The sequence below is a fragment of the Mesorhizobium sp. M1143 genome (assembly GCF_040318435.1).
Taxonomy (GTDB): domain Bacteria; phylum Pseudomonadota; class Alphaproteobacteria; order Rhizobiales; family Rhizobiaceae; genus Mesorhizobium.
Genome location: NZ_JAMYMJ010000001.1, coordinates 83389 through 96900, shown reverse-complemented (window position 1 = coordinate 96900; position 13512 = coordinate 83389). Strand labels below are relative to the sequence as shown.

At 61.5% G+C, this 13512-nt stretch carries 13 protein-coding genes; 6 read left to right on the top strand and 7 right to left on the bottom strand.

Annotated elements, in window-relative coordinates; genetic code table 11:
- Positions 1-85: 85 nt before the first annotated feature.
- Genes NKH35_RS00420 through NKH35_RS00400 form a run of 5 tightly spaced genes read right to left on the bottom strand, consistent with a single transcriptional unit; the run spans position 86 to position 4654 of the window.
- Positions 86-469, bottom strand: coding sequence for an acyl-CoA thioesterase (locus tag NKH35_RS00420; protein WP_081740607.1), 384 nt, complete (start codon positions 467-469; stop codon positions 86-88).
- 41 nt (positions 470-510) lie between these two features.
- On the bottom strand, positions 511-1446 hold the full coding sequence (gene kce / locus NKH35_RS00415) for a 3,5-dioxohexanoate:acetyl-CoA acetone transferase (protein ID WP_023711047.1): 936 nt from the start codon (positions 1444-1446) through the stop codon (positions 511-513).
- Positions 1447-1476: 30 nt separating this feature from the next.
- Positions 1477-2583, bottom strand: coding sequence for an ABC transporter ATP-binding protein (locus NKH35_RS00410; protein WP_031192955.1), 1107 nt, complete (start codon positions 2581-2583; stop codon positions 1477-1479).
- Positions 2583-3320: a GntR family transcriptional regulator gene (locus NKH35_RS00405; RefSeq protein WP_023696853.1), complete on the bottom strand. Its 738-nt coding sequence runs from the start codon at positions 3318-3320 to the stop codon at positions 2583-2585. The genes NKH35_RS00410 and NKH35_RS00405 overlap by 1 nt, the downstream gene beginning before the upstream one ends.
- Positions 3320-4654, bottom strand: a complete 1335-nt coding sequence (locus tag NKH35_RS00400) for an aspartate aminotransferase family protein (protein WP_023711045.1) — start codon at positions 4652-4654, stop codon at positions 3320-3322. The genes NKH35_RS00405 and NKH35_RS00400 overlap by 1 nt, the downstream gene beginning before the upstream one ends.
- 121 nt (positions 4655-4775) lie before the next feature.
- Here NKH35_RS00400 and NKH35_RS00395 point away from each other — a divergent pair, with 121 nt between their 5' ends.
- The 6 genes from NKH35_RS00395 to NKH35_RS00370 are packed head-to-tail and all read left to right on the top strand — an operon-like array spanning position 4776 to position 10842.
- The gene (locus NKH35_RS00395; RefSeq protein WP_023696855.1) at positions 4776-5831 is read left to right on the top strand and encodes an ABC transporter substrate-binding protein; all 1056 of its coding nucleotides are present in this window, start codon (positions 4776-4778) and stop codon (positions 5829-5831) included.
- Positions 5832-5862: 31 nt separating this feature from the next.
- Positions 5863-7062 (top strand): ABC transporter permease, encoded by a 1200-nt coding sequence (locus NKH35_RS00390; RefSeq protein ID WP_352913074.1) that lies wholly within the window; start codon positions 5863-5865, stop codon positions 7060-7062.
- Positions 7059-7868 (top strand): ABC transporter permease, encoded by an 810-nt coding sequence (locus NKH35_RS00385; protein WP_050588602.1) that lies wholly within the window; start codon positions 7059-7061, stop codon positions 7866-7868. The genes NKH35_RS00390 and NKH35_RS00385 overlap by 4 nt, the downstream gene beginning before the upstream one ends.
- Positions 7865-9043 (top strand): M20 aminoacylase family protein, encoded by a 1179-nt coding sequence (locus tag NKH35_RS00380; protein WP_352913072.1) that lies wholly within the window; start codon positions 7865-7867, stop codon positions 9041-9043. The genes NKH35_RS00385 and NKH35_RS00380 overlap by 4 nt, the downstream gene beginning before the upstream one ends.
- A complete protein-coding gene (locus NKH35_RS00375; protein WP_023711041.1) occupies positions 9043-10476 on the top strand; it encodes an NAD(P)/FAD-dependent oxidoreductase in 1434 nt (477 codons plus the stop codon). The genes NKH35_RS00380 and NKH35_RS00375 overlap by 1 nt, the downstream gene beginning before the upstream one ends.
- 3 nt (positions 10477-10479) lie before the next feature.
- On the top strand, positions 10480-10842 hold the full coding sequence (locus NKH35_RS00370) for a EutQ-related cupin domain-containing protein (RefSeq protein ID WP_023711040.1): 363 nt from the start codon (positions 10480-10482) through the stop codon (positions 10840-10842).
- Between the two features lie 480 nt (positions 10843-11322).
- On the opposite strand, the gene NKH35_RS00365 is transcribed toward NKH35_RS00370, so the two are convergent.
- Complete coding sequence (locus NKH35_RS00365; protein WP_023696861.1) at positions 11323-12477, bottom strand: GNAT family N-acetyltransferase; 1155 nt, start codon at positions 12475-12477, stop codon at positions 11323-11325.
- Complete coding sequence (locus tag NKH35_RS00360) at positions 12474-13466, bottom strand: sterol desaturase family protein (RefSeq protein ID WP_023686296.1); 993 nt, start codon at positions 13464-13466, stop codon at positions 12474-12476. Before NKH35_RS00360 ends, NKH35_RS00365 begins: the two co-directional genes overlap by 4 nt.
- Positions 13467-13512: the final 46 nt, after the last annotated feature.

Below are 13512 nucleotides of genomic sequence, written 5' to 3'. Positions count from 1 at the left end.
TGGCGAGTAGAAGCCTTCCGCGACCTAGAGCATCTCGCTCAAGTCACGCCAATGCCGCTAACGATGCCCTCAGACATTCTCGCCGTCACCCACGCGTATCGACTTCACCCCTCGGGAGTTTCGCGCACGCCTGTCGGGCTTCGCCTTCGATCTCGATCTTGCTCCGCGCTTGAAGATCGAAGCGCACCGTTACGGTGCGCATGCGTGCATGCAGCACATCGTCCAGCGTGCCGCGCATTTCATGCAGATAGGTCAGCGACGACTTCCCAAGCTTTTCTATAACGGTGCGAACGGTGATCAGAGTTCCCACCTCGGTTTCGTGCACGTAGTCGATCTCCATCCTCACATCCGCCCAGCCGAGCGTCGGCGTCAAACGGGGATCGGCGATCCTGCCAAGCAGCTGGAAACTGGCGTCGTCGAACATAGCGACGTAGTGACGGACGTTGAGATGGCCCATCGCGTCACACATCCAAGGATGGACGACGCCGACATAGGTTTCAATCGGGGGCGTCAAAACCCGACCTCGTTTCCGCCCTTGAGATCCAGCAACTGGCGGGCTTCGTCGGGGGTTGCGATTTCAAGCGACAGTTCGCCAAGGATGCGCTTGATCTTGGCGACCTGCTCGGCATTGCTCTTGGCAAGCGCGCCCTTGCCGATATAGAGACTGTCTTCCAGCCCGACACGCACATTGCCACCCATGATCGCACCCATCGTGCAGAGGTTCATCTGGTGCTTGCCGGCGGCAAGGATCGACCAGAGATAGTCGTCTCCGAACAGCCTGTCCGCCGTCCTGCGCATGTGCATCATGTCTTCGGCGTCGGCGCCGATTCCGCCCAGAAGTCCGAAGATCGTCTGGACGAAAAGCGGCGGCTTCAGCAGCTTGCGGTCGAGAAAGTGCGCCAGCGTGTAGAGGTGACTGACATCATAGCACTCGAACTCGAACTTGGTGCCATAGGCCTGGCCGACCTCGACAATGATGCGCTCGATCTGCTCGAACGTGTTGGAGACGATGCCCTTCTTGGTATCTTCCAGGTAGCCCTTCTCCCAGTCGTGCTTCCAGTCGGTGTATTTCGGCGCGATGTGATGCAAGGCGAAATTCATCGACCCCATGTTGAGCGAGCAGAGTTCGGGCTTGGCGGCATGGGCGGCTTCGAGACGCTCGTCGAGCGTCATCTTGAGGCCGCCGCCGGTAGAGATGTTCATCACGGCGTTGGTCTGCTGTTTGATGCGCGGCAGGAAGTCCATGAAGAGCTTAGGATCGGGGGTCGGCTTGCCCGTCTCGGGGTCGCGGGCATGCAGATGGATCACCGAGGCGCCAGCTTCGGCTGCGCCGACAGCCGCGTCGACGATCTCGGTAGGCGTTATCGGCAGATAGGGGCTCATGGTCGGCGTGTGAATCGATCCGGTGACCGCACAGGTGATGACGACTTTCGGCGATTTCTTCATGATCGGGTCTCCCTTGTCTGCCTTTTGGTGTTATCGATCGAGCGCGAGGCAATCCTCGCGGCCACAGCCCAGCCGGATCGCCGTACCCGGATCGAGCTTCGGCTGAGACGACGAAGTAGCAAGCTTGACGATGAATTTCTGGCCGCTCGCGGTCGCGGCGACGAGCCGGACATGATCGCCGACGTAGATTGATTGAACGACCGTCGCCGGAATCTCGTTGAGCGCCGTGACGCCGTCCTGCAGAACGGACAGGCGCTCGGGCCTTATCGACAGCGTCACCCTGACACCCGCAGAAAGCGCAGCACCGCAGGACATGGCGTTCAACACAACGTCGCCGTCGTCGAGACGGACGTATACGCCGCCATCCTCGCTTCCGGCCAGCACGGCGCCGAACATGCGGTTGTTCTCACCGATGAAGCTTGCGACAAAGCTCGCCGCGGGACGCTCGTACAGTTCGCGCGGCGTCGACAGTTGCTCGATGCGGCCGGCGCTGAACACCGCGATGCGGTCCGACATGGTTAGCGCTTCAGTCTGGTCGTGCGTGACGTAGACGAAGGTCACGCCCAGCCGGGCGTGAATATCCTTGATCTCGAACTGCATCTGCTCGCGCAGCTGCTTGTCGAGGGCGCCAAGCGGTTCGTCCATCAAGACAAGATGCGGTTCGAAAATCAGGGCGCGGGCAACCGCCACACGTTGTTGCTGCCCGCCCGAAAGCTGCGCTGGCCGCCGATTGCCGAATTCGGGCAACTGGACCATGTCGAGAACGTTCCCGACACGTCGCCTGACCTCCTCGCGGCCAAGTTTGCGGACCTCGAGCGGGAAAGCCAGATTTTCGGCGACCGTCATGTGCGGGAAAAGCGCGTAGTTCTGGAACACCATGCCGATGCCGCGACGATTGGCGGGAACGTTGTCGATGCGCTGACCGTCAATGAGAATTTCGCCCTCGGTCGTATCTTCGAATCCTGCCAGCATCATCAACGCCGTCGTCTTGCCGGACCCGGAAGGGCCTAGCAGCGTCAGGAATTCGCCGCGCACGATTTCCAGGTCGAGCTGGCGCACCGCCTGGACCGCATGCCCGTAGCGCTTGCTGACGCCGCGAAACTCGACGTGAACCGGCCCACGCGGAGATCCGCCCATCACCGCGCCTGCGCCTTCGGATCACGGCGCACCGAAGTCGGGCGCTTTCGAGCAGGCTGCGCCTCAGCCGCCGCCGCGGCGCGAAGAATGATGTCGGCGGCCTCGCGCAGATCGGCCACCAGGGCCTTGCGCGCAGCCGCGCCATCGGCGCGACGCAGCGCCGCGAGCATTTCGTCGTGATGGTCCAGGCCCAGGCCGTAGGTCACGTCCGAGCGGACGATGTTCAAGAACGGTCCTGCCTGCAGCCACAATTTCTCGATGATCTGCTGGATGAGAGGTGACCGCGCGGCATGGTACATCGTGAAATGGAAGCGCCTGTTCAGGCCGAGATAGTTAGCCATGACGTTGCTCTCGACGCACTCGCGCATCAGGCTGTTCAGCTTCGCCAATTCATCGAGTTCTTCGGGCGTGATGGTCGTCGCAGCCCATTCGGCCGCCGTCCCTTCGACGCTGCAGCGCACACGCACGAGATCCGAAATACGCGCCACCGTGGCCTCGGGGACGATGACGCCCCGGTTTGGGTGGTCGAACATCGCCTCGTCGCTGACGAGTTGCCGCAAGGCCTCGCGCACCGGCATGGCGCTGGTCCGGTACTGTTCGGCAAGCTGTCGCACGACCAGTCTTTGGCCGGGCAGGAAGTCACCGTTCATCAGTGCTTCCTTCAAGCCCGTATGGACACGAACATGAGCTGTCTTTTGCGCGGCCGAGCCGGCGGTGGCATCCTTGCGATCGAGCATCAGTTTGTCCGGCGGGGCAGTATTTTGAGGTTGCTCGACAGGAAATCGTCGAATGCGGCGGCGAAGCCGTCGAGTTCGGCGTCGCCAAATGGCAGTGACAACGCCAGCATGCCGCGCGGCGTCACGTAATACCCTCGCAACAGCATCTCGATATGCCACAGCGCAATCACCGATGGATCGGCATCGTCGAGCCGCGCCGGCGTGTCCACCGGCCCCCTGACGAAATGCAGGTTCATCAACGACCCGCGCCCTATGACGATGCCCTCGACGCCATGTCGTTCAAGTGAGACGTTCATCGCTTCACGCAAGCGATCGCCGCGCGCATTGATGGCGCGGCTCGCCTCTTGCGTCAGCACCTGCGTCAGACCGGTGAAACCAGCAGCCATGCTGAGAATATTGTTGTTGAACGTCCCGCCATGCGAGAACGCACCAGGCAAAGCCGGATCGAAGCGGTCGACGAGGTCGGCGCGTCCACCGAATGCGCCAAAACTCGCACCGCCGCCGATGTACTTTCCGAGCGTCACGAAATCGGGAAAAATTCCGTGCGCGCCATGGAGCGCTCGATAGTCGAGGCGCGAGGTCATGACCTCGTCGAAGATCAGCAGCGCGCCGGTCTCCTTCGTCGCTGTGCGCAGCGCCTGCAGGAACTCGCGGGTCGCCGGGATGCAGCCGCCGCCGCCCATCATCGGTTCGACGATGACGGCGGCAAGCTCGTCGCCCTGTTCCTTGATGAGCGCCACGGCGTCTGCACTATCGTTGTAGTCGGCGAAGACAAAGGGGAAAGGCAAATTGAGCGGTGAGCCGCCATGCGCAAAAGTCAGTACGCCGCCGTGATAGCCTTCCCGGAAGGCGAGTATCTTCGAACGCTTCGTGATGGCGCGAGCGGCGGAAATCGCCATGATGTTCGCCTCGGTGCCCGAGTTGCAGAAGCGCACGCGCTCGATGGCTGGAAAACGCTCGACCACCGCCGCTGCCAGGCGCGCCTCGTAGCGGTTGGGTGCACCCAGCATGATGCCGCCCTGTATGACGTCCACAAGGGCCGCCGAAATCGCCTTGTCGGAGTGGCCGTAGAAGCCGGCGCTGTATTCCGAGACCAGATCGACATAGGTATGGCCGTCGAGATCGGTGACCCTGCAGCCCTCGCCGGAGACGAACGAAACAGGGAATGGCGGGTACCAAAGTACAGCCCTCGTATTGCCGCCCGGCAACGATGCCGCGGCCTCGTTCTGGCGCGCCAGGCTGTTCGGGTTGGCGTCAGCGAAACACTGTCGCGCCTCGTCCAGAACAGCAGCGAGACTGACATTGGCGCGCACGTCTCTAGTGCCTTGCAGCATTCGATCAAATTCCCTTGTCTTTTTAACTTTCTTGCACCCTATCGCAAATTCCTGTTGCAAATCAATCCATTTTGCGTTTGAAATTTGATCAAATCTACAATGATAAGAAAGGGGAACTGCGATGAGGACTTATCTGCAAGCCGTATCTGCCGCCGCGATCTGCCTCGCGACCTCCACTTTTGCCGCGTCCGCGGCCGATCCCGTCACGGTGGTCGGCTGGGGTGGTACATGGGACAAGGCCTACAAGGATGGAGTCTGGGACAAGTATACCGAAAAGACGGGCGTCCCGATCATCATGGAAGAGTGGGGCGGCGAGGTCGCCAAGGTGCGTGCCCAGGTGCAGGCGGGCAACATTACCTACGACGTCGTCTCGGTGGAAGCGCCCGCCATGGAAGTCGGCTGCGCCGAAGGCCTGTTCGTCCCGCTGACGCCCGAGATCACCGGCGACGCGGCGAATTATCTCCCAGGCACCCTGCATGAATGCGGTGTCGCGTCCGACACATGGGCAACGGTTCTTGCCTACAACACGGATGTCTATAAGGGCGACGCCGCGCCAAAGAGTTGGGCGGACTTCTGGAACGTCGAGAAATTTCCAGGAAAGCGCGGCCTCTACCAGCAAGCGCAGTTCACACTGGAAAATGCGCTGATGGCCGACGGCGTGAAACGCGAGGACATGTACAAGGTGCTGGCCACGCCGGAAGGCGTCGACCGGGCTTTCGCCATGCTCGACAAGATCAAGCCGAACGTCGTCTGGTGGTCCACCACGACGCAGGGCATCCAGAACCTGGACAGCGGCGAAGTGACGCTCAGCGACGCGTTCAATGCACGCATCACCAACGAAGCCATCAACGAGAAGAAGCCTTACGCCATCGCATGGGACGCCGGCTTCTTCTACGGCACCGACTACTGGGCCGTGGTGAAGGGCGCACCGCACCAGCAAGGCGGGCTGGATCTCCTCAAGTGGTTCTCCATCCCTGAAAATCAGGCCGGCTTCTCCAAGCTCTATGCCTATGGCACCGGTCGCAAGGAAGCCGCCGACCTCATTCCCGCGGACTGGAAGGCCAACCTGCCGACGTCGCCGGAGCACCTCCAGTACGGCGCCGCCTATGACAACGACTTCTGGACCGAGCACAAGGAAGCGCTGGAAGAACGCTTCAAGGCCTGGCTCGCGAAGTAACTTGGGCATGCTGGTCGGGACAAAACCGGCTATGAAGCGACGCCAACGGGGCGGCATGCTCGCCCTGTTGGCGGCTCCGCTTATATTATTCGTCGTCATTCTGTTTCTGTGGCCGCTGGCGCGCTTCCTGGCTCTGGCCGTCGACAACTCGGATTTCTCGAACAACCTGCCGCGCACCATTGCCGCTCTGGCCGGCTGGAAAGCAGAGAGCGGCCTGCCTGGCGAACCCGTCTTTGCAGCACTCGTCGAGGACCTGGCCGACGCGCGGCGCGCCGGGAAGGAAGGCGTCCTGGCGCAACTCGTGAACCAGCGCGTTGTCGGTAGCCGTTTCCTCGTCATCAAGACGGCAAAGGATGCGGCCGACGGCGAGCTCGGCATGCGCCCCGTGCGCGACGAGGTGCTCGCCAAACAGGCCGGCTGGAAAAACATCGATCTCTGGCAGGTCATAGCGCGTCAGCAAAGCGCGCGAACGGACTATTATCTGCTTGCGAGCCTCGACCTGAAGCGCGGCGCGGACAATTCGATCGAAGCCGTTTCGGCCGACCGCGCCATCTTCGTCGACGCGCTGCTGCGTACGATCTGGATCAGCATGGTGGTGACGGTCATCTGCGCGGTGCTCGCCGTGCCGCTGGCGCAGGCGATCGTCAGCGCGCCGCCTGCCTGGTCGAAGCTGATGTTCGCGCTGATCCTGTTTCCGCTCTGGACATCGCTGCTGGTGCGCACCGTCATCTGGATCATCGTGCTGCAGAAGAACGGTCCCGTGAATTCCACACTGCTCGGATTGGGTATCGTCAGCGAACCCCTCGACCTCATCTACACCCGCTTTTCGCTGTACCTGGCGATGGTTCAGGTTCTGCTGCCCATGATGGTCCTCTCCGTCGTCGCCGTCATGCGGCGGGTTCCGACCACCTACATGCGCGCGGCGCTGTCGTTGGGTGCGCCGTGGCTCACGGCGTGGCGCCGCGTGCAGTTGCCGTTGATCCTGCCCGGGATCCTGTCCGGCGGGGCGATCGTTTTTGTCTTCGCGCTCGGCTATTACATCACCCCGACGCTTGTCGGCGGGCCGACAGACCAGATGATCTCCAGCTACATAGCCTTCTACACCAACAGCACGCTGAACTGGGGCATGGGCGCAGCGCTTTCCCTGCAACTGCTGATGATCCTCGTATTGTTTGCGTTCCTGTTCTGGACGGCATCCGTCCTCTTCCGCAGCAAGGCGCATGTCGCATGAGCGCCGACCGCTTCCGGAAATGGCTGATGTATGCCTATGCAGCGACGTTGCTGGCTTTCATCATCCTGCCCCTGCTGATCGTGGTCCCCATGTCGCTGACCTCGAGCAATTCGCTGGCATTTCCAACGCCGGGCTGGTCGCTGCGCTGGTATGCCGAACTGTGGGTCGACCAGCGCTGGCCGAACGCGCTGTGGAACTCGGTCGTCATCGGGCTATCCACCACGGTTCTGGCTTTGCTGCTCGGCATACCGGCGGCGATCGGGCTCGCCTGGGGCGATTTTGCCGGCAAGCGAATCCTCTACGCAATAATCGCCGCGCCTTTGGTGACGCCGGTCGTCATCGTCGGCGTCGCGGCCTTTTCATTCTTCGCCACGCTGGGACTCGTTGGCAACAAGCTATCGATCATTCTGGTGCATACGGCGATGGCCGTTCCTGTGATGCTGACGACCGTCGTCGCCAGCCTTTCGACCTTCGACCGGACGCTGGTTCGTGCGGCGGCATCGCTCGGCGCCGGCACCATGCGCACCTTCTTCAAGGTGGTGCTGCCGCTGATAGCGCCGGGCGTGGTTACAGGGGCCATCATCGCCTTCATCATTTCTTTCGACGAAGTCGTCGTCGCAAGCTTCCTCTCGACGGGCGCGGAGCGAACCTTGCCCCGCATGATATTCTCCGGGGTTCGCGAGTCCATCAGCCCTGCCATCGCGGCCGTCGCCGTGCTGCTGATCGCTTTCTCGGCGATCCTGCTTGGGGTCATCGCCATCCTGCAGAGCCGTTCGCAAACTCTCCGCGCAGAGGCATCGGCATGAAACTGGTTCCGTCGGTGCAGCAACTCGAGACCGAGATGACGGCGTGGCGGCGGCATCTCCATGCCAATCCCGAGCTCGGTTTCGAAGAGTTCGAGACGGCGCGTTTCGTGGCGGACAAACTGCGCGCGTGGGGCATCGAGACGAACGAAGGCGTCGGACGCACAGGTGTCGTCGGCACGCTCAGGGGCAGGCTCGGCGCTGGTCGCAGCCTTGGCATCCGCGCCGACATGGATGCCCTGCCGATGACTGAGGCACGGCCGCTGGCGCATGCGTCCCGCACCCCCGGGCGGATGCATGGCTGCGGCCATGACGGCCATACCACTATGCTGCTCGGCGCAGCCTCGGCGCTTGTTCGCTCGCCCGACTTCGCCGGCACGGTGCATTTCATCTTCCAGCCGGCCGAGGAGGGTCGAGGTGGGGCGCTTGCCATGCTGAACGAGGGCCTTTTCGAGCGTTTCCCCTGCGATGAAGTCTACGCGCTGCACAATTGCGAACGGCCGCTCGGCGAGATCGCCGTCCACCGCGGAACGGTGGCCGCGGCGGCCGATCGCTTCGAGATCGTCGTCTACGGAAGGGGCGGCCATGCGGCGATGCCGCATCTGGCGATCAATCCACTCCCCATCGCCGCGCGCATCCTGCTGGCAATCGAAGCCCTGCCCGGCCGCGTCACCGATGTGCATTCTCCCGCAATCGTCACCGTTGGCAGCCTGCGCGCAGGCGAAGCCTTCAACACCATCCCCGATACGGCGTTTCTGACCGGCACCGTGCGCACCTTCGACCACCAGATTCAAAAGACGCTGGAGACGGCAATCCGCCGCATCGCGAAAAACGAAGCTGAAGCTTTTGGCGCCGGCGTCGACATCCGCTACGAAACGCCCTTCGCACCGACGATAAACACTGCGGCGCAGGCCGACGCGATGATCGCGATTGTGAACGAAGTGATGGGACCGGCAAGTCTCGTCATCGATCCGCCTCCCGAGATGGGTTCTGAAGATTTCTGCTACATGCTGGAACAGCGGCCCGGCTGCTATTTCCTGCTCGGCCAGGCCGACGATGCGCACCAGGCCGCGGCTCACGACACCAACTACGATTTCAACGACGCAATCCTGCCGATTGGCGCGAGCCTTTGGGTCAGGCTCGTGGAGCGCCGCCTATCAGCCAGAGGCGCATCGTGATGCAACTGACGGAAAAGGACATCGTCTGGCGAAGCCATTGGCTGCGGCAGGCCCTGCCCGAGGACCCAGACCTTGCGCCTCCGCTCGAAGAGGCGACCCAGGCTGACATCTGCATCGTCGGCGGCGGCTATCTGGGCTTGTGGACCGCTATACGCCTCAAGGAGCACAATCCCGCCTTCGATGTTGTCATCGTCGAGCGTGACATTTGCGGCGGTGGCCCGAGCGGCCGCAACTCCGGCATGGTGCTCTCGGCATGGACGAAATACAGCGCGCTCGCCGCGCTGCGCGACGGAAACGATGCACTTTCGATCATCAAGGCATCCGAAGCCGCAATCGGCGGCATCGAGGCTTTCTGCAAGGCCGAGGGAATAGACAGCTGGTTTGATCGGATCGGCTGGATCTGGGGTGCGACGTGCGAAGCCCAGCTTGGCGCCTGGGACGACGCGTTGAACAAGCTGGCGGCGCATGGCTACGTGCCGGCGCGACGAGTTTCGCGCGACGAGATCGCAGCGATGGCCGGCACGACGAGCCACCTCGGCGGCGCGTTCGATGCGTCGTCGGCAACCGTGCATCCCGGTTTCCTCGTGCGCGGCCTGCGCCGGGCAGCACTAACACGCGGCGTGCGCATCTATGAAAAGTCGCCGATGACGCGGTTTTCGCGCGACGGCACGCTCAAGGTGGAGACGGGGAGAGGCACTGTGTCTTGCGGCAAGATCGTGCTTGCCATGAATGCATGGTCCGGCGCCATTCGAGAACTGGCGCCGGCAATCTTCAACATCTCCAGCGACGACGCCATGTCAAAACCCATTCCAGACCTTCTCGACAAGATTGGCTACCGCCGCGCGCCGCTGATGATCGATTCCCGCGTTTTCGTCGGCGGTTGGTCACCGACGCGCGATGGTCGGCTGTCTGTCGGCGTCAGTGGGGGCGTCATCGGCCTCGGCGGCATCGTCGACAGGCGGTTTCATGGTCTATCGCCACGGGTCGCCGACATGCGCCGCGCGTTGCGGGACGGTCACCCGGCGCTCGCCGACTTTCCGCTCGATACATCATGGAACGGCCCGATCGATCGGACCGTCAGCGGCGTGCCACTGTTCGGCGCCCTGCCCGCCAACCGCGACATCGTCTACGGCTACGGCTTCTCCGGCAACGGCACGACGATGGCCTATCTCGGCGGCAAGATCCTGGCCGGCCTGTTGACCGGCGGCGAATCCGAGCTCACCCATTCGGCGCTCGTGCGCCCAGTGACGCGAGGCTTCCCATCCGAACCATTCCGGTTCGTCGGCGCGCATTTCGTTCGCGGCGCGGTGCGGCGGCGCGACGATCTCGAACATGCCGGCCGAAAACCCGACCTCTTGACCAGATGGCTCGCGGGACTGGCCCCGTCCGGCGTCACCCCTTCGAAAGCCAACCTCCGCGCAAGGAAAGGATAAACGGTGTCCAAGGCCAAGATCTTCAAGCGCAGCGAATTGACCCTGAAGCCGTCCATCACACCGACCGGCACATCCTCGATTGCCCGCGTCATCAATGCCGATATCAGTCGGACCATGGGCGGCGGCATCGAGTATCTCGAGAACGCCTCGATCGACTGGACCGTGACCTACGACGAGGTGCTGTTCATCCACGAGGGCACCCTGACGATCGAACTCGACGACGGTCGCCATGAGTGCAATCCCGGCGATATCGTCTGGCTGCCAAACGGCACCCACCTGAAATACATCGCCACCGAGCGTACCGGCTATTTCTATTGCCTTTACCCGTTCGACTGGGCAGCGCGGCAGGGAACGGCAGAACCCTGAACTGACCGGCACTCCTTTTCCATGCGTTGGCCATCCGCAGCGCAGTTCCGAACCCGGGGCGTCCACCGCGCATGTCTGGCGGCAGATTGCAGCGACACAGCTCAGCCGCAGCACCTAAGCAGGAACCGGTAGTTCGACGAGTGGGGGGAAAGGCGGTAGCGCTCTCCCGCTACCAGCCTACCTAAGCTACTGAAATCATAGTAAAAACGCCGACCTATGGTAGCGCCCTGTCCGAAAAAATCTTCAATGATTCTCAGGACCTAGCCTGCTACCGTTGTGACGCCAACGAACGTGTTGCAACGCTTCGCAGACGACAAACTGCGCCTCGAGAGACGTGATTTGCGGGAATTGAAGTCTGCACCTGCGGACCCATTCGGTCCCAATTCCGAGGCGCAATCGACGCGGATTTTCGAATGGCGCGCCCATGTCGCACGCCAGCCCTCAACGCTCGGCGGCTTATGCCCAAGTTATCCAGCTAAATTAAGCAGTCTCATCGGGCGGGCGCTCTGGATTCGCCGACGCCAATCCGCGTGAGCGTACGCGGATCGTCTGACAGATACGATCAGCGAGAGAAGCGAGCGCGCCCTGCACAGTGCGTGCCCCAAGAACGGATTGGAGGGTAACGGCCTGTGTTGCAAACCTATGTTTGAAGGCCTCTCCGCCACAGAGGAAATCGACCAATCCCAAGCCGTGATCAAACGACCACTGTATATACTCCGTAATCAGGACCGCACCCGGCGACGCTCGGCTAAAGTCAGGGTCGTAGGTGGTAACGAATGCCATCATGACGTTGTGCTGGACGATGTTGATGGAAACCGCGACCATCGCACCATTGCATTCAAGTACGAAAATGCGCAGCACACCGGCGCGTGACAGCGCGTCCACCAGGGCGGCAAGAACCGGCTCGCCCTCTTCGAAAAGGTCGGATTCACGCGTGTGCTTTTCCAGCCATCTGCGCTTCAGCGCCGACAGTCGCTCCAGCAATGGCTGCAGCGGCTCGTCGGCCGACAGGAGGCGGAATTTCACTTCGCCTGTTTCTTCCAGTATCTTGATGCCGCGCCGATAGTTCTGGCGCATCTTTTTCGGCTGGTCCGCCAGCCATGCTGCTCCGCTGGCCCACTGTCCAGCGACGCGATAACTGACTTCCTCCCGGTGATTGGCGCGAAGCTTGACGCCGCTGGAAGAGCCCGGTGTAAAAATCCTGCGGGCTGCCGCATCCGGCGACAGACGATTGATAAAAGCAAGATCGAAGCCACCCGCCGAACAGATCCGGTTCCAGAGGTTCTGGAGGGCCGATAGGGAGCATTCCGGCGCGACAAGAATATCACCATAGTCCGTATAGCTATTGGCGGCCCATTCGAGGAGCCGAAGTCCTTTTCGTCTGCCGATCGCCAGGGGAATGACAGCGACCAGCCTGTCATCGCTCCATACCAGGCCGATCCGCAGCGAGCGCCGGTCGCGGTCACGCACGGTGCTCCACCATGCCGAAACCCAGGCATGGCTCTGAAAGATCAGTGCATGGGTACGATGCCATAGGTCTACCCATTCGGCTTCGATGGCGGCCAGGCGATCCGTCGAACTGACGATTTCCAGTCGCTCCGCACCAACAGCGTCAATCGAAGCCATTTTGTTCATGGTTGGAGACGGTCCTGCGGCTGCGCGACATCGATGCGCTTTTGAAAAAGTCGCATGATATGGTTTGCCATTTTCTTGAGCGGCAGCACGTAAAGTCCGAAAAGCGACTGATAGTCGCGTACGTCGCGATCTATCAGTCCAAACTTGAGGTCTTCGTCCGGATCCGGGATGAACTGCGTTCCGAATATGCGATCCCAGAATGAAAAAAGCAGCCCGAAATTCTTGTCGTAGTGGCGAGGGTCGACACTGTGATGCACCTGGTGCCAGTGCGGACACAAGATGACGCCGTTCAACCGGCCGAAGGAAATCTTCAGATGCGTGTGGCGAACAAAGTCCATCATGAGAATGTTGCGAATGACATAGACGTTGATGCCAAATATGGCGATCTCGACCGGATCAAGCGCAATCAGGCTCCACAAGCCGAAACTGATCCCCGGTATGACGCCGTCCCAGATCCGGTTCATCAGATCGTCCAGGGGGTGAACCCGGTCCTTGGTGATCCCAACCATCACTTCGGCCGAATGATGCACCTTGTGCAATTCCCACAGGAACGGGAAACGGTGCTGGGCAACGTGATATAGGTAGTAGGAGATATCGTAAGCAACGAGCATGGTTGCGGTGAAGAGGATGATCGTCACTGGGCCGGCGGGGCCGGGTATCAGCGGTTGCGAGATGCTGAAGAGCCAGCCGACTGCCTGGTTTGTTGCATATCCCGTGGCGGCAACGAAGGTGACACCGGCGGGAATGAGCAGGAAGGGCATCACCAGCCTTTTCGTGATCCAGAACAATGCGTCCGCTCGCGCCGATGGGTGCATGATGACTTCCGCGGGAAAGGCGAAGTCGAAAAAGTCCCGGAAGGATTTCTGTTCGACCGTTCGCCAGTAGGCGACCACCGCGCTCCCCAGCGCCGTGAGCAACAGGAGACCGAGTGTCAGCAGATCGATGTGTGAGAGTTTTTCCACGATCACTCTGGCGAATTCCGAAAACATCGATGCAGTGGCTCCTAGGTGGTGAAATGGTGATCCGGCTCGTCGC

Excerpts from the sequence above, each read along its gene's own strand:
- NKH35_RS00385 (WP_050588602.1), top strand. The coding sequence starts at position 7,059 with ATGAGCGCCGACCGCTTCCGGAAATGGCTGATGTATGCCTATGCAGCG.
- NKH35_RS00375 (WP_023711041.1), top strand. The coding sequence starts at position 9,043 with ATGCAACTGACGGAAAAGGACATCGTCTGGCGAAGCCATTGGCTGCGG.
- kce (WP_023711047.1), bottom strand. The coding sequence starts at position 1,446 with ATGAAGAAATCGCCGAAAGTCGTCATCACCTGTGCGGTCACCGGATCG.
- NKH35_RS00395 (WP_023696855.1), top strand. The coding sequence starts at position 4,776 with ATGAGGACTTATCTGCAAGCCGTATCTGCCGCCGCGATCTGCCTCGCG.
- NKH35_RS00420 (WP_081740607.1), bottom strand. The coding sequence starts at position 469 with ATGTGTGACGCGATGGGCCATCTCAACGTCCGTCACTACGTCGCTATG.
- NKH35_RS00365 (WP_023696861.1), bottom strand. The coding sequence starts at position 12,477 with ATGAACAAAATGGCTTCGATTGACGCTGTTGGTGCGGAGCGACTGGAA.
- NKH35_RS00405 (WP_023696853.1), bottom strand. The coding sequence starts at position 3,320 with ATGCTCGATCGCAAGGATGCCACCGCCGGCTCGGCCGCGCAAAAGACA.
- NKH35_RS00400 (WP_023711045.1), bottom strand. The coding sequence starts at position 4,654 with ATGCTGCAAGGCACTAGAGACGTGCGCGCCAATGTCAGTCTCGCTGCT.
- NKH35_RS00360 (WP_023686296.1), bottom strand. The coding sequence starts at position 13,466 with ATGTTTTCGGAATTCGCCAGAGTGATCGTGGAAAAACTCTCACACATC.
- NKH35_RS00410 (WP_031192955.1), bottom strand. The coding sequence starts at position 2,583 with ATGGGCGGATCTCCGCGTGGGCCGGTTCACGTCGAGTTTCGCGGCGTC.
- NKH35_RS00380 (WP_352913072.1), top strand. The coding sequence starts at position 7,865 with ATGAAACTGGTTCCGTCGGTGCAGCAACTCGAGACCGAGATGACGGCG.
- NKH35_RS00390 (WP_352913074.1), top strand. The coding sequence starts at position 5,863 with ATGAAGCGACGCCAACGGGGCGGCATGCTCGCCCTGTTGGCGGCTCCG.